The 19,882-nt window shown below is 42.3% G+C and carries 20 protein-coding genes; 6 read left to right on the forward strand and 14 right to left on the reverse strand.

Annotation, left to right across the window (positions count from 1 at the left end; all coding sequences use genetic code 11):
- Positions 1-20 precede the first annotated feature (20 nt).
- A complete protein-coding gene (locus AACV12_RS09705; RefSeq protein ID WP_013867870.1) occupies positions 21-350 on the reverse strand; it encodes an ArsR/SmtB family transcription factor in 330 nt (109 codons plus the stop codon).
- A gap of 132 nt (positions 351-482) precedes the next feature.
- Here AACV12_RS09705 and AACV12_RS09710 point away from each other — a divergent pair, with 132 nt between their 5' ends.
- Together AACV12_RS09710 and AACV12_RS09715 are read left to right on the forward strand one after the other, a co-directional pair.
- Positions 483-668, forward strand: coding sequence for a YgaP family membrane protein (locus AACV12_RS09710; RefSeq protein ID WP_094130154.1), 186 nt, complete (start codon positions 483-485; stop codon positions 666-668).
- A 52-nt stretch (positions 669-720) separates the two neighbouring features.
- Positions 721-2,424, forward strand: a complete 1,704-nt coding sequence (locus AACV12_RS09715) for an FAD-dependent oxidoreductase (protein ID WP_170900253.1) — start codon at positions 721-723, stop codon at positions 2,422-2,424.
- 41 nt (positions 2,425-2,465) lie between these two features.
- Here AACV12_RS09715 and AACV12_RS09720 read toward each other — a convergent pair whose 3' ends face one another.
- The 9 genes from AACV12_RS09720 to AACV12_RS09760 all read right to left on the reverse strand — a co-directional run bounded on the left by AACV12_RS09720 (position 2,466) and on the right by AACV12_RS09760 (position 11,739).
- A complete protein-coding gene (locus AACV12_RS09720; RefSeq protein WP_013867873.1) occupies positions 2,466-3,821 on the reverse strand; it encodes an HD domain-containing phosphohydrolase in 1,356 nt (451 codons plus the stop codon).
- Positions 3,797-5,455, reverse strand: coding sequence for an EAL domain-containing protein (locus tag AACV12_RS09725; RefSeq protein ID WP_017047212.1), 1,659 nt, complete (start codon positions 5,453-5,455; stop codon positions 3,797-3,799). Before AACV12_RS09725 ends, AACV12_RS09720 begins: the two co-directional genes overlap by 25 nt.
- A 4-nt stretch (positions 5,456-5,459) precedes the next feature.
- Positions 5,460-6,791 (reverse strand): sensor histidine kinase, encoded by a 1,332-nt coding sequence (locus AACV12_RS09730; protein ID WP_170900254.1) that lies wholly within the window; start codon positions 6,789-6,791, stop codon positions 5,460-5,462.
- 26 nt (positions 6,792-6,817) lie between these two features.
- Complete coding sequence (locus AACV12_RS09735; protein ID WP_017047214.1) at positions 6,818-8,125, reverse strand: sensor histidine kinase; 1,308 nt, start codon at positions 8,123-8,125, stop codon at positions 6,818-6,820.
- Between the two features lie 9 nt (positions 8,126-8,134).
- The gene (locus tag AACV12_RS09740; protein ID WP_013867877.1) at positions 8,135-8,716 is read right to left on the reverse strand and encodes a chemotaxis protein CheC; all 582 of its coding nucleotides are present in this window, start codon (positions 8,714-8,716) and stop codon (positions 8,135-8,137) included.
- Positions 8,713-9,078, reverse strand: coding sequence for a response regulator (locus tag AACV12_RS09745; protein ID WP_013867878.1), 366 nt, complete (start codon positions 9,076-9,078; stop codon positions 8,713-8,715). The genes AACV12_RS09740 and AACV12_RS09745 overlap by 4 nt, the downstream gene beginning before the upstream one ends.
- 36 nt (positions 9,079-9,114) lie before the next feature.
- Positions 9,115-10,290 (reverse strand): HDOD domain-containing protein, encoded by a 1,176-nt coding sequence (locus AACV12_RS09750; RefSeq protein WP_170900255.1) that lies wholly within the window; start codon positions 10,288-10,290, stop codon positions 9,115-9,117.
- Positions 10,291-10,294: 4 nt separating this feature from the next.
- The gene (locus tag AACV12_RS09755; protein ID WP_017048759.1) at positions 10,295-10,600 is read right to left on the reverse strand and encodes an Hpt domain-containing protein; all 306 of its coding nucleotides are present in this window, start codon (positions 10,598-10,600) and stop codon (positions 10,295-10,297) included.
- A gap of 164 nt (positions 10,601-10,764) precedes the next feature.
- Entirely contained in the window at positions 10,765-11,739 is a 975-nt protein-coding gene (locus AACV12_RS09760) for a diguanylate cyclase domain-containing protein (RefSeq protein ID WP_170900256.1), read from the reverse strand.
- 138 nt (positions 11,740-11,877) lie between these two features.
- Here AACV12_RS09760 and AACV12_RS09765 point away from each other — a divergent pair, with 138 nt between their 5' ends.
- Entirely contained in the window at positions 11,878-12,315 is a 438-nt protein-coding gene (locus AACV12_RS09765) for a DUF3069 domain-containing protein (RefSeq protein ID WP_017046416.1), read from the forward strand.
- A 117-nt stretch (positions 12,316-12,432) separates the two neighbouring features.
- Here the strand turns inward: AACV12_RS09765 and modC are convergent, their stop codons facing one another.
- From modC to AACV12_RS09785, 4 genes are read right to left on the reverse strand one after another with little or no spacing between them, the layout of a single operon-like run.
- Positions 12,433-13,539: a molybdenum ABC transporter ATP-binding protein ModC gene (modC, locus tag AACV12_RS09770; RefSeq protein WP_170900346.1), complete on the reverse strand. Its 1,107-nt coding sequence runs from the start codon at positions 13,537-13,539 to the stop codon at positions 12,433-12,435.
- The gene (modB, locus tag AACV12_RS09775; RefSeq protein WP_017046414.1) at positions 13,539-14,228 is read right to left on the reverse strand and encodes a molybdate ABC transporter permease subunit; all 690 of its coding nucleotides are present in this window, start codon (positions 14,226-14,228) and stop codon (positions 13,539-13,541) included. The genes modC and modB overlap by 1 nt, the downstream gene beginning before the upstream one ends.
- Entirely contained in the window at positions 14,218-14,991 is a 774-nt protein-coding gene (modA, locus tag AACV12_RS09780; RefSeq protein ID WP_094125361.1) for a molybdate ABC transporter substrate-binding protein, read from the reverse strand. The genes modB and modA overlap by 11 nt, the downstream gene beginning before the upstream one ends.
- Position 14,992: 1 nt before the next feature.
- Positions 14,993-16,468, reverse strand: a complete 1,476-nt coding sequence (locus AACV12_RS09785) for a cobyric acid synthase (protein ID WP_170900257.1) — start codon at positions 16,466-16,468, stop codon at positions 14,993-14,995.
- Positions 16,469-16,625: 157 nt separating this feature from the next.
- Here AACV12_RS09785 and AACV12_RS09790 point away from each other — a divergent pair, with 157 nt between their 5' ends.
- The 3 genes from AACV12_RS09790 (at position 16,626) to AACV12_RS09800 (ending at position 19,752) form a co-directional block, all read left to right on the forward strand.
- A complete protein-coding gene (locus AACV12_RS09790; protein WP_026029118.1) occupies positions 16,626-16,997 on the forward strand; it encodes a YgiW/YdeI family stress tolerance OB fold protein in 372 nt (123 codons plus the stop codon).
- A gap of 136 nt (positions 16,998-17,133) precedes the next feature.
- Positions 17,134-17,658, forward strand: coding sequence for a hypothetical protein (locus tag AACV12_RS09795; RefSeq protein ID WP_017046411.1), 525 nt, complete (start codon positions 17,134-17,136; stop codon positions 17,656-17,658).
- A gap of 183 nt (positions 17,659-17,841) precedes the next feature.
- Positions 17,842-19,752: a sensor domain-containing diguanylate cyclase gene (locus AACV12_RS09800; protein WP_170900258.1), complete on the forward strand. Its 1,911-nt coding sequence runs from the start codon at positions 17,842-17,844 to the stop codon at positions 19,750-19,752.
- The last annotated feature ends 130 nt before the right edge of the window (positions 19,753-19,882 follow it).

A 19,882-nucleotide genomic window follows, 5' to 3' on the forward strand; every position in this document is an offset into this window, starting at 1 on the left:
TTTAACCTATGACAAATGAACTAATTACAAAAAACGGTCTGCAAACTTTGAATAAGCTGTACAACCCGCGGATCCGATAGCGAATAGAAGACTTGCTGCGACTCCTTTCTTGCTTTGATCATATTTTGCTTACGAAGCACGGTTAAATGTTGCGAAAAGGCTGATTGACTTAACATCGAGCTTTGCTGCAATTCTCCAACGCCCACCTCACCATTAATTAACTGGCAAAGCACCATCAAACGCTCAGGGTGGGCCATCGTTTTAAGCAACTCTGAAACCTCTATCGCATTTGTTTTCATTTGCTCCACATTGACTGATGTGATCTCCATCATTCCCCCTTCGCATTGCATTTAATTAGATAATACTAATGAATGAGATTTAGTCAACGCTTATTTAGCTTATTCAAAATTAGACAAATTAACATTAGACATTGCTAATTAATAAATTTATAGTGACTTTAATTTACAACGGAGGGTAACAACATGACGATTGAAAATGGGGTAAGAATATTGGCGGGTAGCATGGTACTGCTGTCGATCGTTTTAACTGTGTTTGTCCATTCAAACTTTATTTGGCTAACGGCATTTGTTGGAGTGAACTTAATTCAAAGCGCTTTCACCGGGATTTGTCCAGCGGCCTTTTTCTTGAAAAAGCTTGGCCTGCACTGAGGATTTACTTACCTTACCATGCCGCTTTTGTTTAATTTTACTGGAGTAATTTATGACTAAGATTGTGATTATTGGTGGTGTCGCGGGTGGTGCATCCGCAGCGGCTCGTGCTCGTCGACTCAGCGAAGAAGCTGAAATCATTATGTTTGAGCGGGGCCCCTTCGTTTCATTTGCTAACTGTGGCTTGCCATATCACATCGGCGGTGACATCAAAGAGCGCAGCAATTTGCTGCTACAAACACCGGAAAGCTTTTTAGCGCGTTTTAATGTAGATGTGCGCACTATGAATGAAGTGCTGCGCATTAATCGTGCAGCGAAAACCATCACTGTACGCAATCTGCTCGATCAGTCAGAGTACCAAGAAAGCTATGATTTTTTGCTGCTTTCCCCTGGAGCGGGTCCTATTGTCCCGTCGATTCCTGGGATTCAAAACCCACTGACCCATTCGCTGCGCAACATTCCAGATATGGATAAAATCATCCAGACGCTGCAAATGAATAAACCTGAGCATGCAACTGTCGTCGGCGGTGGTTTTATCGGTTTGGAAATGATGGAAGCGTTCCATCACCTCGGTATCAAAACCACGCTGATCGAAATGGCTGATCAGGTAATGACACCTGTCGATAGTGAAATGGCGGGCTTTGCTCATGCGGAGATTCGCGCTAAAGGCATCGATTTACGTTTAGGTGTTGCTTTAAAATCGGTCGAATATAAACCAGCGGCGACGTTACCTAGCACAGAATCGGGTGAAACTCTGGAGCACAAACACATCGAAGGTGAACTGAATCTTGTGCTCAGCAATGGTGAAATACTCACCACTGACATCCTGATTATGGCGATTGGTGTGCGTCCAGAAACCAAACTGGCTGCTGAAGCGGGCTTACAACTCGGTGAACTTGGTGGCATTTGGGTGAACGAACAGATGCAGACCAGCGATCCAACGATTTACGCCGTCGGCGATGCGATCGAAGAAAAGGATTTTGTTACAGGCAAACAAACGCTGGTTCCACTCGCAGGCCCTGCTAATCGCCAAGGTCGCATGGCAGCTGATAATATGCTTGGTCGTAACGAAACTTATCAAGGAACACAAGGAACCGCAATCTGTAAAATATTCGACTTAGCCGTGGCATCCACAGGCAAAAATGAGAAGCAACTAAAACGTGACGGCGTTGATTACGAAAAAGTGTACGTTCACACAGCCAGCCATGCGAGCTACTATCCGGGCGCTGAAGTGGTGTCGTTCAAAATGCTGTTCGATCCAAAATCAGGCAAAATCTTCGGGGCACAAGCGGTTGGTAAAGATGGCATCGACAAGCGTATCGACGTGATGGCTGTCGCTCAACGTGCAGGTATGACAGTAGAACAACTACAACACTTAGAGCTGACTTACGCGCCACCATACGGCAGCGCGAAAGATGTGATTAACCAAGCAGCTTTTGTCGCGACAAATATAATGAAAGGCGATGCAAAAGCCATTCATTTTGATCAAATCGATTCGCTAAATGACACGCATATTATTTTGGATGTACGTAATCCAAGTGAACGTGAAAATGGTAATCATCTCAAAGGCGACATCAATATTCCGGTTGACCAACTTCGTCAACGTATGGATGAACTGCCCAAAGACAAAGAGATCATCATTTATTGCCAAGTCGGGTTGCGCGGTAATGTAGCCTACCGCCAACTGGCCAATAATGGCTTTAAAGCACGTAACTTGATTGGTGGGTTCCGTACTTATCTGTTTGCAAAACAATAAAAGATTCAATTGAGTGCTGCTGATGCGGCACTCTTTTTAAATTAACCAATGTAAACCGCGATTGGCATATTAGTCTGTTCTTCAAGCTCTTTTAATTTCGCCAACAAAGCTGAGTTAATTTGATTGCCAGCGGTCAACATTAAGTTTCCATTGGGTAAGTACAAATCACGCTTAATTTTCATCCCCGGTTTCACTTCACTCAAACCAATGCACAATTCTAGGCCATCCTCCAAGTGTTTTAACGAAGTTACTACCATTAAAAAAGCATCCACGACTGTGGGGTCATATAAGGTTCCAGCCTGCTCTTTTATATAACTCTGCGCACTTTTGGTATGCATACGACGTGGATTATTTGGTGATGCAATATAGTAGTCATAATCTTTAACCACTTTAATAATACGTGAACACAAAGGTATTTCTTCACCATGTAAATGGCCTGGCTTACCAGTACCGTCATACAACTCATCTTGGTGGCGAATGATCTCAACTAGTGGTTCAAAGCGCTTAATTCGGCCTAAAATCTCGGCACCTAATACAGAGTTGGCATTAGGACTCTGAGGAATGGAGGTTTCTGGATCAACAATCAACTTTTCAAGTTCTTTATCTTTCGCACCGATTAATCCTATTTGGTGCATCAAACCACACAAATAGACATGACTTACTTGGCTTTCAGGTAGTTTTAACCGCTGCGCTACTACCTTCGCTTGGTTGGCAATACGCTCTGCGTGATCGGCTGGGTGTCCCGTTCGATATTGAATGATTGCAGTAACCATACCCAATATGTCTTTAAACGTCTTGTTACGACTTATCAATAAATGTTCTAACTTTTTATTAGATGATTGCAGCTCTAACGTTCTCTCTTTTACCTTCTGCTCTAAATCTTGATTAAATTCAGCCAGCTTACGATTATTGTCTTCCAAGGCTAGATTCACCACTTCGAGCTCGCTATTGCGTTTTTCTAACTCGATAGCCAAATGTTCTCGCTCTTTTGTCAGACGATAAAACTCCGCTGCTTTTGAAACGATCAATTTTAGGTTTTCGTTATCCCATGGTTTGCCAATATAGGTATGAATTCCGCCGGAATTTACTGCCCTGACGGTTGACTGAATATCACTATATCCAGTAAGCAGGATACGAATCGTCTCAGGATATAATTCTTTTGATTTTGCGAGAAAATCGGCACCATCCATCTCTGGCATCCGCATATCAGAGATAATAATAGAGACCTCATGTTGCTCTAAATATTCCAAGGCTTCCTTTCCGCTATTAAAAGAAACTATGTCATAATCTGTACGCAAAACCCTCGTTAATGATTTTAGAATTTCGCTCTCATCATCTAGCAGCAGAAGGCTAAGTCTATCACCACCAATCGCTATTTTTTGTGCGACATTTTCCATCGTTCCTCCTCCATTCTAGACAAATAACTGACCACGTCGTCTGATGATAATGCCTGACTCACCAAATGCCCCTGGATAATGGAACAGCCCAAGGTTTTCAATTTATCCGCTTGCTCCTGAGTATCAACCCATTCGGCGATCACTCCCATTTCAAGTGATTCAGCACTGTCTATCATTGCCCTCAGAATAACTTCATTGGACGCTGATTTGCCAATTGCTTGAACAAATCGTCCATCAATTTTAAGTACATCGAAAGGCATTTCGCACAGATATTCATAGCCCGCATATCCAGTTCCAAAATCATCCAGTGCACAGCTCAATCCTAACCCTTTCAGTTTACTGAGTTCTTGTTTCGCCTGAATAAAATCCTCAATAAAGTCATGCTCCGTTATCTCTATTGACAAGTTATTCAAACCGCAACTGAGCTTTGTAGTTAGCTTAGTCAATAATTCGTAAAATTGCCCATTTATCAACATGTTCCCAGGCACATTAACACTGATATTTCGATCTTTAATTAGTTTCTGATGTTGTTTGATGAACATCAGTACGTCTTCTAATATTTTTTCGGTCAACACTGTAGTTAAACCATACTGTTCAATTATGGGTAAGAAGCTGGCTGGATATTGCCACTCATTCTCAACTGTTTTGCGCCTAGCTAATGCTTCAAATCCACAAACATCACCAGTTACCGTCGACAGTTGCGGCTGATAAAACGCGCAGAAATAGCGTCTATCGATATCGTTTAATACAGAAAATAGCGCCAATAACTCTCGGGATTGAGGATCATTATCGAGCCAGTAAATCGGCAGTTGATGATGCAAACGCACTCGCGAGCGTTCATTAAGGTCAGCAATAGATATATCATCGACTTGATGCAACGATTTGACATCACAGAGCAAAACCGTGTATCTGGTTTTAATAAGATGTGTGTCGACTTCAACAGGCTGAGAGAGTCGCGAACATAGGCGCATCACAACTTGATAACCTTTGGGGCTGTATGGAATGCACATAAACAGCTTATCTTTGTAGCGATATATGGTTTCCGGCTCTGTATTACCATCACTCAGATGCCACGCCAGCGTTTTAATAAATTGATTACCAAGCGCTCCGCCGTATTGATGGTTAATTTCGTCTAGATTAGCAATATTCACCATGACCAAAGCGTATGAGGAGTCACCATGTTTTTTCAATTCGATAATCTGTTCATCTAACGTACGCCGGTTTTTTAAGTTCGTCAGCACATCACTACCTAGCAATGCTTCACGCTCCAATAAACTCAAACGTATGGTTTCAATCAGCTCCTCTCTATCCCATGGTTTTTGGAGAAAACGATGCAATTTCCCTTCGTTCAAAGCACGAGACAAACCTTTGATGTCAGCTTGACCAGATAGAATAATGGTTACAACATGAGGATACTTATTGCGAATATTGACGACCAGCTCTGTCCCATCCATATTAGGCATTCGATAATCAGAAATCACAATTTCGATAGGGTGCCGCTCTAAAATAGTCAGAGCCTCAAGGCCGCTACTCGCACAATGAACCACAGAAAAATGCGGTTTGAATTCACGAGTTAAAGCTTTAAGTACCGCTGGCTCATCATCTACAAGCAGAATTTCTTTATATCGAAACATACAATTACCCCAATCCTTTCATCGAATGATGAGGTGCAACATAAAGCGGTAAACGAATATAGACGCAGGTTCCTTGACCTATCGTCGACTGAATTTCAATTTTTCCGAGGTGCTCTTCTATGATTTCTTTCGCAACAGATAATCCAAGTCCTGCGCCATCACCGATACGCTTGGTGGTAAAAAAAGGATCAAAAACGTACACTAAATCTTCCGGACAAATGCCTTTACCGTTATCGCATACCGATAGACAGACACTAGATTTATTCTCGATTAATAAGCTGTTTTCCATATACAAGGCGACAGTGACTTCACCATCAGTATGAGAGAATGACTGTAACGCATTGACTAACAAATTAATCAGTACTTGTTGGAGCTTATGGGTTTGCCCTAGAACATAAAATGGTATTTGAGGAGGTTCATAATTTAAGCGTGCATTCAGCTTCATTTCACCCAACACCATATTAGTTGCAGAGCTAACCACGTCTCTTAAATCGACCATTCCAACTGATAATTTGGACTCGTGATAATACACATTCAAGCTCGCTACAATGTTCTTAATACGCGAAAGCCCCTCTAAACTTTCCACAATGATAGACTCGCTATCATCAAGTATTTCTGCCAACTGACGGTCGTTGATCTGCTGGATCTCTGGGTGTGCCTTCACTTGGGCAAGATAGGAACTTAACGTGTTGAAATTACTCATCACAAAACCGAGTGGATTATTGATTTCATGCGCAACACCGGCGGCCAATTTACCTAAAGAAACCCTTTTTACATCTTGCTCATTTCGTTGAAGATCACTACTACTCTCCCGCATAGACGACAGTAATTTTAAGGCCATCTCGACCAGTAACATGCCTTCTTGGATTTTTTCTAATTCACTTAAGTCAAAAGCATTCAGCGTTGTTCGCGCAAGAAACAGGCTATAGCGCCGCGTCAGTGAGGAGACGGAAAAGGTAACGCCACTTTTCCAAGTAGGAAAGTCATTGTGATAATCTGAGAATTTCCCCGCCTCATTGGCTAAATCAGGGAAGTAACTAAACTCCGTATCGGCTAAGACCGGGTATGTGCTTAACTTAATTGTATCGGTGATTGGAAAACTAGAACGCAGTATCTTGAGCCTCTGCTCAGAATTGTAAGAAAATAGCACGATATGTGTATTAGGGAATAAAGGCTGAACATGAGTAATAAACTGATCTAACTTGTCTTCTTGTGATTGATTTGAAAACATAACTCCTAGCAAAGAAAGTACGACGTAGTGAAATGTTGAGTCCAAGCTGTGTTCTTCTTGAAAGCGTCTATTCTCTTCCTGTTGCTGGGTTTTACTCACATGCATACTCCCTAATCAAATAACGATAATTTTCACTCTATTGCTAGTGTAGCCAATTCGATTGCGTCTATCGGCAACGTAATGATGAATTCAGTACCTTTATTCACTTCGCTATGAACTGCAATGGTGCCTTTATGACCATTGATGATCCCGTACGAAACTGATAAACCTAATCCTGTGCCGGACCCAACCGCTTTGGTGGTAAAGAAGGGTTCAAAGATGCGATCTTTAATCGCATCAGGAATACCGCTTCCCGTATCTTTAATGCGAATTTCAACCTGTTTCTCATTTAACTTAGCTAATGAGATGGTGATGGTGCCTTCTCCGACAATCGCCTGACTTGCATTGACAAGAATATTAAGAAGAACTTGGTTAATCTGCATTGGCTGGCAATACACGTCAGGCACGTTTTCTTGATATATCTTCTCTAAAGTAATGTTGTATTTGATTTCGTTATTGATGATTTTCAGCGTTGATTCGATACAGTTTTCCAAATTTGCATAGCTCCATTCAGAACCATCAACGTGTGAAAACTCTTTCAAATTTTTCACAATGGCCATTACTCGAGATGAACCTTCTAGTGATTCTGAAATCAAATCTGCCGTATCTTCTAAAATAAAATCAATCTGTTTCTCTTGTAGTAATGACTCACACTTTGCCGCTAGAGCGGTATCATTTGCTTGTGAAACCTGCTGTTTTATCCCTTCTAAAACGGCGGCTAGCGTTTGAAAATAGTCACTCAGTGTTTGAATATTGGATGTGATAAACCCCACTGGATTATTGATCTCATGGGCGATGCCTGCTGAAAGCTGCCCAATAGAGGCCATTTTCTCTGATTGCAGTAGTTGTCCTTGTGCATCTTCGAGTTTTTTAATCAATACTTTTTGCGCTTGATGTTCTTGCTCTAATTGATGCGAAATGCGCTTAAGTTCCTGCTGCTGACTAGCTTGAATTGTTACGTCATAGACACATATACAGACATGCTCGATAGTCCCATCTTCACTATGAATAGGGATGATCTCCAAATCTTGATACATCTGTTCTTCTTCACCCGATACAGGGCGGGAACTTTTAAAGGGCAATAGGTGAGGCTTCTGCTCCCAACTACTAAAGCTTGAAGTTTCAATCACCAATGCCGTATCAATTTTTCGTTTAAGGTAGTCTGCGGAATGAGGAAATAGTTCAAGTATGTTCTTTCCTTGCATCACATCACCATCAAAAATGACTCGGGATTGGAAATAGTCATTAGCTTTCACGATAATGTAATCCTGCCGTACTATGCACAACGCAAAAGAGAGTTGATCCAGCAGATCAGAAAGCAGTAAGCGGCTTTTTCCCATTCCAAACTCCTACATCAACTCATCGAGGTGAATGAGTACCTTGTCCAATTCGTTGTCTGCAAAACAGATGATGGTTTTAGCAGAGAATGACGCTTTTTCGACTAAAAAAGAGATTTCCATAATTAAAGATAGCTTCCACTGAGAAATGGGAAGCGGCTGTGTTGACGGATAAAACAGCACTGGAGACTGAATTTTAGTTTTTATGTCTATTTGCTGACATAGACCCTTTAGACTTGCACCAGATAAAATATTCGAGATATCTAAAATACTCTCCTCTAGGCTCACGACATCTTGAGCATCACCTGTTGATTGCTTTAGATCGCTCACTATCTGTTCACAGCCTTTTCTGCTCATTAAGGTCACTAACTCACCATCCATGCCACCAAAAAAAGACTGCCGAGTGTAGTAATAATCGGTTTCATAAGATTGCAGTTGCGCTAAATCCTCATCCGTTGCCACTCCAATACTGGGTACAGATATAGTGACGTGCAAATTAAGCAAGGTAGCCAGTTTATTTGCTGCTCTGCCCATTGAGATATTCATAAATTCTTGCAGGGCGTCTTTATGGTCTTCTGAAAGTGCCATTGTCATAATAGTCCTACCTCGTGCAATGTTTGTTTTAGCTGTGCTGGGTCAAGTGGTTTTTGCAAAAAGGTGACTGCACCGAGTTCTCTTACGCGCTGCTGAGCAAAAGGTTGAATATCGGCACTAATGACAATGACAATGCTTTTAGCATCAACGCTGTGCAGATATTCTAGGACTTGGAAGCCATCCATTTCTGGCATGGTCAAATCTAAAAACATCACTTCAGCGCACCCATTTTGGTAATTGACTAGGGCTTCTTTGCCATTTTGGGCTTCGCTGATTTCTACATCCCACTCTTCAGGAATCGCCCTCATTACCGCTTTTCTCGACATCTTTGAATCGTCTGCTATTGTAATTTTAATTGCCATGCTCGCTCCCTCTAACCAAAAAAAGTAATTATATAATTACTCAATAAATATGGGTTTTAGCTCAACTAATACGCTTGCAATGGAACTCGGTACACCGTCAATCAGTGTTTGGTAGCTCTCATTTTCCTTACATGCTTCTATACGATTTGCAAGCCCCACAATACTGCCAAGTACAACAGATTTGTCATCTGAAAAAAAATCACTCTTACTTTGATTAAGAACGATCTCTCCAATCTCTGAACCGTATCCCCATATCATCAGCATGTATGCCGTTACTATGTAGTAATCAGCATATTCTTGTTGAAGCTCTAAGAAAGAATCAACATTATGGATATCAGCGCCTTCCTCCATCAAAATCAATTTTCCGATTGCGGTAAGCAAGCTTGAGACAAACACCCGATCTTTATCTTGTAAGGAGTACCCCAAGTTTTTAGCCAGTAAACGGGATATATAGCTCACCCTCAGCGCCTGTTCTGAAATATCTTGGTGGGCCTTTTTTGAAACTAAGCTGTTAGCGTGATGGCTCAATAACGATATGGCGATACTCTCCACTAAAGTCGCGCCTAAACGTCCAACAGCTTCCGATAATGAATCTGTGGTTCGACGAAAACCCAAGTAAGAAGAATTGGCAATTTGAAACACTCGTGCGACTAATACAGGCTCATGGCTAATGGTGTCTGCGATTGATTGAAGATCACAAGTAGGAGAGGCAATAGTTTGTTGTAAACGGTGTATCGAATTGGGTAATACCGGAAGATCTTTCAAACTTCCGAGTTTAGTTCGGCACTCATTGTTAAACGGCATTTGATAAAGACGTTCGGTACATTCAAATAAGCGTTCAAAATCCTCTTGTGTGAATGGCTTAGGCAGAACGAAGTGGGAATACGCATGCGCTTTTTGAGGCAAATTCTCCTGCGTATTACCAGTTAAAAGAGCTCTCACTACTTGCGGGTAAGTCTGCTTTACCTCTTCTAACAGCTCATCGCCACATTTATGCGGCATGAGTAAATCTGAAATGATAATGGCTGGTGGTTGGCAATTATACTTATTCCATTCTGACAACCAATTTAGTGGCTCTGAAACGAGTATAATTTCCCATTCTGGACGAATACGCCTGATCAAACGAGCAATGGCTTTAAGCATAAAAACATCATCATCTATGCACATGACCTTCAAATGTACTTTTTCCATTTGATTCTCACTTAGCTTCATTGTTTTATTTATTCATATATTGGTTGATTTCGTCCAACAACAACTTACTTTGATCATTGATCGAACTGATTGAAAACTCGGTGTCTTGAGTAACATTGGTTAGATTATCAGTTGCGGCTTCAAGTTTCTGGAATTCAAATGCTAATACATCCGCTCCAACAAACCGAGATGAAGATTTCATGGTGTGTGAAATGTGATGAATCACCTCAACTTGGTTGCCACAAAACGCATTGCTAAGTTTATTCAAAGCTTCCAATAGGCTTGTTCGATAGCCGCACAGCATCTCATTCACATTCTCTTCACCCACCATGTCCGCCACCCTATCTGGTGAAAAATACTGCAATCCGTCCATAAAGTGCACCCATAAGCCAAAAAAGTTGATATATGCATCCTGACTTCTAATCCAAAGCGTTAGTACTAGTGTAGACCATATTGCTTATGTGCTAACAAAAAAGAGCGAGTGCAGTGTGTGTATTAGCTTAATGCTGCATTGGTAACATCGTAAGAAATAAAGCAATTTCTACCTTGATGCTTTGCTTGGTACAAGGCTTCGTCGGCCAGATTGTAAATATTAGCGATAGACTCAGTGCCATTCGGCGTTAACGAGATGACACCTTGAGATAAGGTGACATGATCGGCAATTTCGCTGTATTGATGAGGATAATGTGCTTTAATCATTGATTGTTGGATTCGCTCAGCGGCAATCAGTGCTTGTTCATAATTGGCATTGCCCAGCAGCACTAAAAACTCTTCACCGCCATATCGCCCTACATACTCACCAGTACGCACAAATAACTGATTCACCGTTTGCGCAATGGTAATCAAGCAGTTATCTCCTTCTATATGGCCGTAGTTATCGTTAAATCGTTTGAAATAGTCCACATCGATTAAAATGAGGCTCATTGGAAATTTGTGCCGCCCATGCCAACTGATCATCTCTTTAAGCTTGTCATCTATAAATCGACGATTAAAGACTTGCGTTAAGCCATCTTCATTTGCTTGCTGCTGCAAAACACCATTTAGCTCTTCAAGTTTAACCGTTGCGCGTTTAAGCTCTCGACGCATACTTGCAATACGCTGCATGGCTAATAATTTGGAGTTGAGTACCAGTTTATCGACTGGCTTGGTTAAGTAATCATCACCGCCTGCCTCTATCGCTTGCGCGATCATCGACGGTTCATCATGCCCACTTAAAAAGATAATAGGCACCCATTCATGGTATTGCTGACGTATTTTTTTCGACAATTCAAAACCATTCATGCCGGGCATCGAAATATCCATCAGAATCAGTTCTGGATCAAATTGGCAATAGCTATCCAATGCCGCTTGTCCACTGGCAACCGCCTCCACGTGATGACCGAGCTGTTTAAGACGAATGGTGAGTTGCATTCGATCCAGTTGTACGTCATCGACCAGTAAGATCCTCATAGAAGAGCCCGAACTTACCATCTGTAACCCCTTTAAATTTCAATCATATGCTTACGTATAACATAGATTTATTCACTTTCTTTGTTTAATTTTGCGCACAATATTGACTTTTCGCTATAAATTTTTAGCATGTAGCTTTTCCCCTAAAGAGATATCTTCATGTCTGAAGTAAAGCAAACCGAACAACCTGTAGTGGACTTAGACGCCATCTCGCCAGAATTGCGCCAAGTAATTGAATTTGATCAAGTGCCACAAGAGATGTACTACATGGTCGTGTCTATACATGAAGTCTCTGAAGAAGCGGTACGCGAGTCTTGGAACTCTCTACCAGCCAGTGCGCAAAATGTGTTGGATAATTTTGAACAGTTTCATGCGTTGATCTCTGTCAGCCAAGCTTTTGCTGGTGTCAATGTCATGGAGGAGTTTCCAACATTGAATTTACCGAAAGAGATGACAGACCAAGATAAAGAAGAGTACCGAGCAGAGCTTCTTGATCAAGTGCTGCATAACTGTGTGAAAGATATGGTTAAACAGATCAAAAAAGCACGCCGCGACCCAATTCTAAAACGCGATTTTAAAGACGTGTTTGCAAAATAAAACGCACATCATTGAGCATAAAGCCGTCAATTTTATATGACGGCTTTTTCTATTGAACCTGAACTCGGGATAAGAGAGGCTTAGGTTATTGAATCAATACATTAATAATGAAAAATATTAATGCGTTAAGACGATATCACGCTGCGACACGCTCACGCCTTTAATTTGCACATACAGCGAATCACCAACATCCAGTTGTAGCTCATCGGCCGCCCATTTGGTTACCGTAGCCCACAGGTAACACCCTTCGCCTAACTTAAGTTTTATCCCCACACTCTGTTTATCAGTACCTTGAGGCTGCTTTTCAATCTGACAAATCTGCGCAGGCAGAATATTACGAATTGACGTCCGGTTTGGCTTATCAAGCGCCACCGAAACATCATTTGCACGGATCTGTAATCGCAGTGCAGAGCCTACCTCGCCTTCCACATATTGCACCCAAAGTTTGACATCATCTGCAAGCGAGACCTGTGTGAGCGCATAATCTTTGTTGTGCTGGCAGATGTGGGCAGAAAACAGACTACTTTGGTCGGCAAATGATTGCCAAGGACGCATATAATTTGAAGACCACACTTGCTCTAGCTCACCGCTTATCAGCACAGCGCCCTGTTCTAACACAACTAAATGATTAGCCAGACGCAAAATTTCATTCATGCTGTGCGTCACATAGAGAATTGGAATATGTACGCTATGAGCCAGCTCTTCCAAAAAAGGCATCACTTCACGTTTGCGCGGCATATCGAGCGATGCCAACGGCTCATCCATCAATAAAATATCTGGCTTGGATAGTAAGGCTCGGCCAATCGCTACTCGCTGTTTCTCCCCACCCGATAAATCATGCGGATAACGTGTAAGTAATGGCGCTAAAGCCAATAATTTTACGATAGCGGCGAAGTGGTCGGCATCCTTTTTTTTGACACCGTAGTTTAAATTGCCATGAACGGTGTAATGTGGAAACAGTCGAGCATCTTGAAAAACGTAACCAACATTGCGCTTTTCAACAGGCAAGTTAATCTTTTTTTGTTGACTAAATAGGATGCGGCCATTGATCTCGATTTCACCAAGTTCAGGCTTCACCAATCCACTGATAATATTGATGAAGGAGGTTTTCCCCGACCCTGAACGCCCGAAAACCGCACAAATACCACGGCTTGGTAAAACCAAATCCGCATTAAGCTTGATATCACCTAACTGTTTTTCAAATTGAATCTTTAACCCACTCATCATTGAGTCCCTAAGCGCCGAGTCATTCGGCGGCTAATCACTTCAGAAATGAATAACGAAGCCAATGCAATCGCGATGGAGATAATACACAAACGCATCGCTTCCATTTCGGCTCCTGGTGTTTCTAAAAAGTTATACATCGCAAGAGGAAGCGTTTGTGTTTCACCGGGAATATTGGACACAAAGCTAATGGTGGCTCCAAACTCACCTAGGCTGCGAGCAAAAGAGAGCATCGCGCCAGTGATCAGCCCGGGTATCGTTAAGGGTAATGTAATGGTCAAAAAAACTTTGAGTGGTGAAGCGCCTAAGGTTCGAGCTGCTTGCTCTAACTTAGGATCGACGCTTTCAAGGCTTAAACGAATCGCACGAACCATCAAGGGCAGTGCGATGATGACACACGCCAACACGGCTCCACGCCAACTGAAGCTGAAACGCAAGCCAAACATATTATCAAGCCACTGCCCAATTACGCCTTGTTTACCCATGGTGATCAACAGAAGATACCCCACAACCACTGGCGGTAATACGAGCGGCAAATGCACTAGGCTATCCAATATACTTTTACCCCAAAACTGCTTTCTGGCGAGTAGCCACGCAAAAAACATTCCCAGCGGTAAAAGCCAAAGCACGGTATAAATCGCGACTTTTAAGCTCAGTTGCAGTGCAACCCATTCATATTCAGAAAGCAAAGGAATCCGTTCCTGTTATCACGCTAAAACCGTAGTTCTGTAAGATACTTTTTGCTTGATCGCTGCGTAAAAAAAGCATGAATTGATTCACCGTATCACGCTCAGTTAGCTGCACTAAAGGATAATGGATGGCGCTGTGTAGGCTTGAATCAAATTCGTGTACCACTTTGACCTTATTGCTCATCAATGCATCCGTCTTATATACAATACCAAGTGCGGCTTCTTGACGTTCCACTAGCGCAAGCGCTAAACGTACGTTATTGGTTTGAGCCAGCATAGGGGCGAGCGACGACCACACTTTTAACTTTTCTAGTGCCTCTTTGGCATACATTCCCACAGGCACCGCCATTGTGTTACCTATCGCTAAACGTGAACCGTTTAAGGCGTCAAGCCATGCCGCAACATCATTTACCACCAGCGAATTGAGTTTCGACGATTGATGGGCGATAAGCACCAGCTGATTTCCAGCCAACAATGTGACCTTATCGCTCGTCACAATGTTCTTGTTAAGCAAGTGAGTAACCCAGTTATCATTGGCTGAAATAAAAATATCCGCTGGTGCACCTTGCTCAATTTGACGAGCAAGCGCGGATGAACCCGCATAAACGGGCACAATATCTAACGGTTGTTTCGGCTGGTAAGCCGCAATCAATTCATTAACCGCATTTGTCATGGATGACGCTGCATAAACAGTGATTTTCTCTTGTGCATAAACCGCCGTACAGCACAGCATGGCGACGATAGAGAGCAGTATTTTTCTCATGTTAACGCTCCGTTAATTCTGGCCATAATAAGGCCAAGTTCAAATGCTCTTCAATCGCATCCGCAATGCGGTTAATGGCTTGTTCTTTTTGCGCCACATGATCGTAATAACTTATATCAGCGGCACCAGCCCAGCGACAGATAAGCTCAGTTGCAGGAAAACTATCAAAAATTCCGTGCATGTAAGTCCCCAACACTTGCTGGCAATCACTTAATAAACCGTCACGGTTGCCATTGTCTAACGTGATGATTGCTGAGGATGATGCATCATCGAGCGTTGTGCGTCCAACGTGGATCTCGTAGCCTGAGACCTTCGCTTTACCTTGCGGTAAAATAAGCTCGCCTTGAACATTCCTGAGCGTTTTTTCAGCGGTGAGTTCTGTACTGACGTTCAACAACCCCAGTCCTTCACTTTCGCCCGCTTCACCTTCAACGCCGAGTTGATCGCGAATTACCCGACCTAACATTTGGTAACCACCACAAATGCCCATCACTTTGCCTCCGAAACGCAAGTGACGTTTGATATCCTGATCCCAACCTTGCGAGCGAAGATACGCAAGATCGTCCCTTACAGATTTACTGCCCGGAAGCAGAATCAGATCCGCATTTTCGATCCGTTCACCCTTTCCCACATAACGTAAGTCAACATCAGGATTTAAACGCAACGCATCAAAATCAGTATGGTTACTAATGCGAGTTAATACTGGCACCACAATATTCAATTTACTGTTGCTGCTGAGGGTTTGCGCTTGAGTGATCGCATCTTCAGCTTCTAAATCAAAGCCATGTAAATAAGGCAGCACACCAATGACGGGTTTACCCGTTTTTGCTTCTAACCAATCAAGGCCAGATTGCAGTAACGCGATATCACCTCGAAAGCGGTTAATCACAAACCCTTTTACACGCAGCTGTTCCGATTCAGAAAGCAGTGCTAACGTGCCATACAGATGAGCAAATACACCGCCTCTATCAATATCGGCAATGATAATCACAGGTACATCGGCCGCTTCAGCAAACCCCATGTTAGCAATGTCGTTTTCGCGTAGGTTGATTTCAGCCGGGCTTCCCGCCCCTTCAATCATGACACTTTGATACTCGGCTTGTAACCGAGCGTAGGAATCAAGCACAGTATTCATCGCGACTTTCTTATAATCGTGATAACCCGTTGCTTCCATATTAGAGAGCGCTCTGCCTTGCAGGATAACCTGCGCACCCGTGTCTGAATTTGGCTTGAGTAATACAGGGTTCATGTGTACCGATGGCTCAACGCCACACGCTTGAGCCTGAACAGCTTGCGCTCTCCCGATTTCGCCACCATCGGCCGTCACCGCACTATTGAGCGCCATGTTTTGCGGCTTAAAAGGGGCTACTTTTATTCCTCGACGTGCTAACACTCGGCATAAGCCTGCAACTAGCACACTTTTTCCAGCGTCGGAAGTGGTGCCCTGCACCATCAATGACCTTAATGTTGATTCCATATTAACTCTACGATAGGCGTTTGCTGGTAATCATACCGTCACAGCTGCTACTCACTCAATAAAATGAATGGAATATTAATGTTCCGCTCAGAGTGTGTTCAACATCTTAGTGTTTAAATCGCTTCATCAAAACAACAAACCCATAGAGGAATTAAAAATGAAACGTACAACACTAGCCCTAGCAGCTTCGATGATTATTGCTCCTGTTTTCGCTTTTGCAGGTAACCATAACCAAAACAGTAATACCATCAATTACAATGGTCCTATCGAACTTACGTCTGTGGAATCGTTGCTAAAAGACACCAATATGTTTACAGAAAAGCATGTTGTGGTTGAAGGAAAGTTGATTCGTCAAATCAGAAAAGACACATTCGTATTCAGTGATGGCAACGGTGAGATTCAAGTAGAACTGGATGATGATATCCACTTCACAGCACCACTCAATGCCGAGACTAAGGTTCGCCTTTATGGCGAATATGAAGGAGGACTGACACCTGAAATCGAAGTGGATCAGATCCAAGTTCTATAATCATTACTGTTTATTGCTCTCTTGATGGTAAAACACAAAAAATAAGATGGATTTTTTTGTGAAAATGGCCTGTAATTTGCAGGCCATTGCTGTATCTTATTCAGCTTAATTTTCATCTTTTCAGGACGAAGCGTACATGTATAAAAAAGCGTACTCACTAGGCCTAGTCGGTTTGTCATGCGTTCTTTCTTTCTCTGCGCAAGCTAACAATTTTAATTATAACTTCTTTGAAGTCAGAACCGCTATCAGCCCTGAATCCTCAGGTGCAGAATTTAGTACTTATTTAACCGATAATACACACCTGGTCGCTCGTTACGATTCGAGATTTGACGGAGATTGGGATGCCGCTGGCGGAATTGGCTTTAACGGTCCAATAAACCAATTTGCCGATGTCTACGGACAAATGCTTGTTCACCACATTAGACCTACCGATGAACAGGGTGGCAAAAGCGAAACCCAGTTGGAGTTTAATATTGGCAGCCGGATCTGGTTATCGAGCCAAATTGAAGCCAATATTAAACTGGGTAAGAACGATGAACACTCGGTATTTTGCGCTGGATTACGTTTTCACTCTACCGAACAATTATCGTTAGGAGCTGAAACCAAAAACAACGGCGTTTACGGCCCACAGATCGTCATGAATGTTCGTTTTCAGTTCTAAAACGTAAAGTGGCCTTCAGGCTTAAGCGCATGATGCTTCTTCGCTACTTGTGCGCTTCTTTTTACTCTTTGTATCAACAGAATTACCCCACAAATTTGATGTACTCCACGATATCAGATATTTGGAAGCGACTTCTCATATATCAGCGATATACTATGCACTCAATAACTTATATGTGCCGCTATGTTTCGCTCTTTCTATAAATACTTAGCTCAATGGCTATTTGTTAGTGTCGTGCTTGGGGTTGTGCCCTTTCTTTATTTCGTCAAAGAATTCGACAAAGCTCATGAACAAACTGTGCAAATGATCGAACAAAAAAGCCATTCTCAACTCGAATACAATAAGCACGAACTGCTTACTGCGTTTAATGACGTTTACAATTCCACTCAAATATTGTCAAACAACACCATGTTGTACAGCGCGTTACGTCTTCCCTCCACCGAAAATATCGAAGCGGTACAGGCGTTTTGGTTATTAGCAGCTCGTATTCAAACCCTTTATTCTCGGCTCAGGCTTTTTGATATAGCGGGTAACGAATTAATTCGCGTGAATCAGAGTAATGGATCAACAGAAGCAGTGCCAAGATCACAACTAAAAAACAAATTGCACCGAGACTATTTTCAGTATGCGCAAAACCTTTCCCCAAACCAAATTGGGATCTTCGGTGTTGATAGTGAAAGAGAAGAAGAAAATTATGGTACTGCTTCCCAGATAACCGCAGTATTTAGGATTATTGCACCAATAGATTTTGATGGAAAAAGGCAAGGCTATTTTGTAGCAAATCTTAACTTAACCCAATTGTACAAAAAATTTAACCAGAGTTTAAATTCACTGAGTCGCCCAGACATCATCAGTTTCAAGGGTCAGTATATTCATCATGAAAATGAGATCTTATCTCAGCAAGAAAACCCGTCGAAATACCACATGCTGAATATTAACAGTGTCGCCCCTATACTGTGGAAAAGTATGCAAGAGCAAGCTTCTGGCACGGTATGGGATAACAACTGCTGGTATAGTTTTACTCAAGTTCCTTTGCAATCCATATTCCCAGAAATGGAGCCAATTTACCTAATTCAGTCATTAAATGGTGATGCGCTCAATAAATTGCTTTCTGCCACAGAGCTAAAAATTGGCTTTCAAGCGGTTGGCATCGCGCTATTAGTAATGACGATTGCCGCCGGTTTTATTCGTTGGAACGCAAACCACGATAAAAACAGTATTGAGAGCAAACTGGCTAGAGCGGCGATGAATGGTATGTCCGCTATGGTGATTACCGATCGTAATAACCGCATTATCAAAGTAAACAATGAGTTTACCCGGATCAGCGGCTACACCTTAGCCGAGGTAAGAGGTAAACAACCTTCCGTTTTTTCCTCCGGTAAGCACAATCAAGCTTTTTACATGAATATGTGGAAAGTGCTGCAAGACGAAGGGTTATGGGAAGGTGAAGTCATTAATAAGCGTAAAGATGGCTCAATGCAAACCGAGATCTTACGTATTCAAACCATCCGTGATTCAGACGGAATTATTCAGTTTTATGTGGCCTCCTTTGTTGATATTAGTCATCGCAAAGAGCTAGAAAATCGCCTGCGTGAGCTCAGCGAGAAAGATGCGCTCACCAACATTTGGAACCGCAGGAAATTTGATCAAGAAATGCGTTCAGAATGCTTACGCGTAAAACGTTACCAAGCTCAAGTGCAGTCGTGCTTAGCGATTATTGATATCGACCATTTTAAACGTATTAATGATAAATTAGGCCATGCAGAAGGCGATAAAATCATTCGTTCTGTCGCAACACAATTAAGTGAACACCTAAGAGAAACGGACTTTTTAGCTCGCATCGGAGGCGAAGAGTTTGCCATCATTATGCCTCATACACCACTGGCAGAAGCTGAGTTGGTCATGCACCGTTTACGAGTAGCCGTTCACTTAAATCATCGTTTAGAAGTGTCGATCAGCGGTGGCATCACTGACATTACAGAAAAACCCGAAGAAGTGTATAAACGGGCCGATATTGCATTGTATGAGTCAAAAGCTTCGGGGCGTAATCTTGTCTCGGTATTGACCAGTGTCGAGATGGAAGAATTTGCTTAACAATTAGCACCATTTAAGTGCATCGAGAAATAAAATGGGTTTATTTTCGTGCAATTATCGCAAACTTAGTTTGTAACGTATTGTTCGCTATCATTTTTACTTTTGGCTTAAAACTTGTACTACTCTCTAA

It is taken from the genome of Vibrio sp. 2-2(8) (assembly GCF_963888495.1).
GTDB lineage: Bacteria > Pseudomonadota > Gammaproteobacteria > Enterobacterales > Vibrionaceae > Vibrio > Vibrio anguillarum.

Bases quoted from the DNA above. Each gene is read 5' to 3' on its own strand.
- AACV12_RS09800 (WP_170900258.1), top strand. From the start codon at position 17,842: ATGTTTCGCTCTTTCTATAAATACTTAGCTCAATGGCTATTTGTTAGT.
- modA (WP_094125361.1), bottom strand. From the start codon at position 14,991: ATGAGAAAAATACTGCTCTCTATCGTCGCCATGCTGTGCTGTACGGCG.
- AACV12_RS09705 (WP_013867870.1), bottom strand. From the start codon at position 350: ATGCAATGCGAAGGGGGAATGATGGAGATCACATCAGTCAATGTGGAG.
- AACV12_RS09795 (WP_017046411.1), top strand. From the start codon at position 17,134: ATGTATAAAAAAGCGTACTCACTAGGCCTAGTCGGTTTGTCATGCGTT.
- AACV12_RS09730 (WP_170900254.1), bottom strand. From the start codon at position 6,791: ATGCATGTGAGTAAAACCCAGCAACAGGAAGAGAATAGACGCTTTCAA.
- AACV12_RS09765 (WP_017046416.1), top strand. From the start codon at position 11,878: ATGTCTGAAGTAAAGCAAACCGAACAACCTGTAGTGGACTTAGACGCC.
- AACV12_RS09790 (WP_026029118.1), top strand. From the start codon at position 16,626: ATGAAACGTACAACACTAGCCCTAGCAGCTTCGATGATTATTGCTCCT.
- AACV12_RS09785 (WP_170900257.1), bottom strand. From the start codon at position 16,468: ATGGAATCAACATTAAGGTCATTGATGGTGCAGGGCACCACTTCCGAC.
- AACV12_RS09710 (WP_094130154.1), top strand. From the start codon at position 483: ATGACGATTGAAAATGGGGTAAGAATATTGGCGGGTAGCATGGTACTG.
- AACV12_RS09755 (WP_017048759.1), bottom strand. From the start codon at position 10,600: ATGGTGGGTGAAGAGAATGTGAATGAGATGCTGTGCGGCTATCGAACA.
- AACV12_RS09715 (WP_170900253.1), top strand. From the start codon at position 721: ATGACTAAGATTGTGATTATTGGTGGTGTCGCGGGTGGTGCATCCGCA.
- AACV12_RS09735 (WP_017047214.1), bottom strand. From the start codon at position 8,125: ATGGGAAAAAGCCGCTTACTGCTTTCTGATCTGCTGGATCAACTCTCT.
- AACV12_RS09750 (WP_170900255.1), bottom strand. From the start codon at position 10,290: ATGAAGCTAAGTGAGAATCAAATGGAAAAAGTACATTTGAAGGTCATG.
- AACV12_RS09725 (WP_017047212.1), bottom strand. From the start codon at position 5,455: ATGTTTCGATATAAAGAAATTCTGCTTGTAGATGATGAGCCAGCGGTA.
- AACV12_RS09720 (WP_013867873.1), bottom strand. From the start codon at position 3,821: ATGGAAAATGTCGCACAAAAAATAGCGATTGGTGGTGATAGACTTAGC.
- modC (WP_170900346.1), bottom strand. From the start codon at position 13,539: ATGAGTGGGTTAAAGATTCAATTTGAAAAACAGTTAGGTGATATCAAG.
- AACV12_RS09760 (WP_170900256.1), bottom strand. From the start codon at position 11,739: ATGGTAAGTTCGGGCTCTTCTATGAGGATCTTACTGGTCGATGACGTA.
- AACV12_RS09740 (WP_013867877.1), bottom strand. From the start codon at position 8,716: ATGACAATGGCACTTTCAGAAGACCATAAAGACGCCCTGCAAGAATTT.
- AACV12_RS09745 (WP_013867878.1), bottom strand. From the start codon at position 9,078: ATGGCAATTAAAATTACAATAGCAGACGATTCAAAGATGTCGAGAAAA.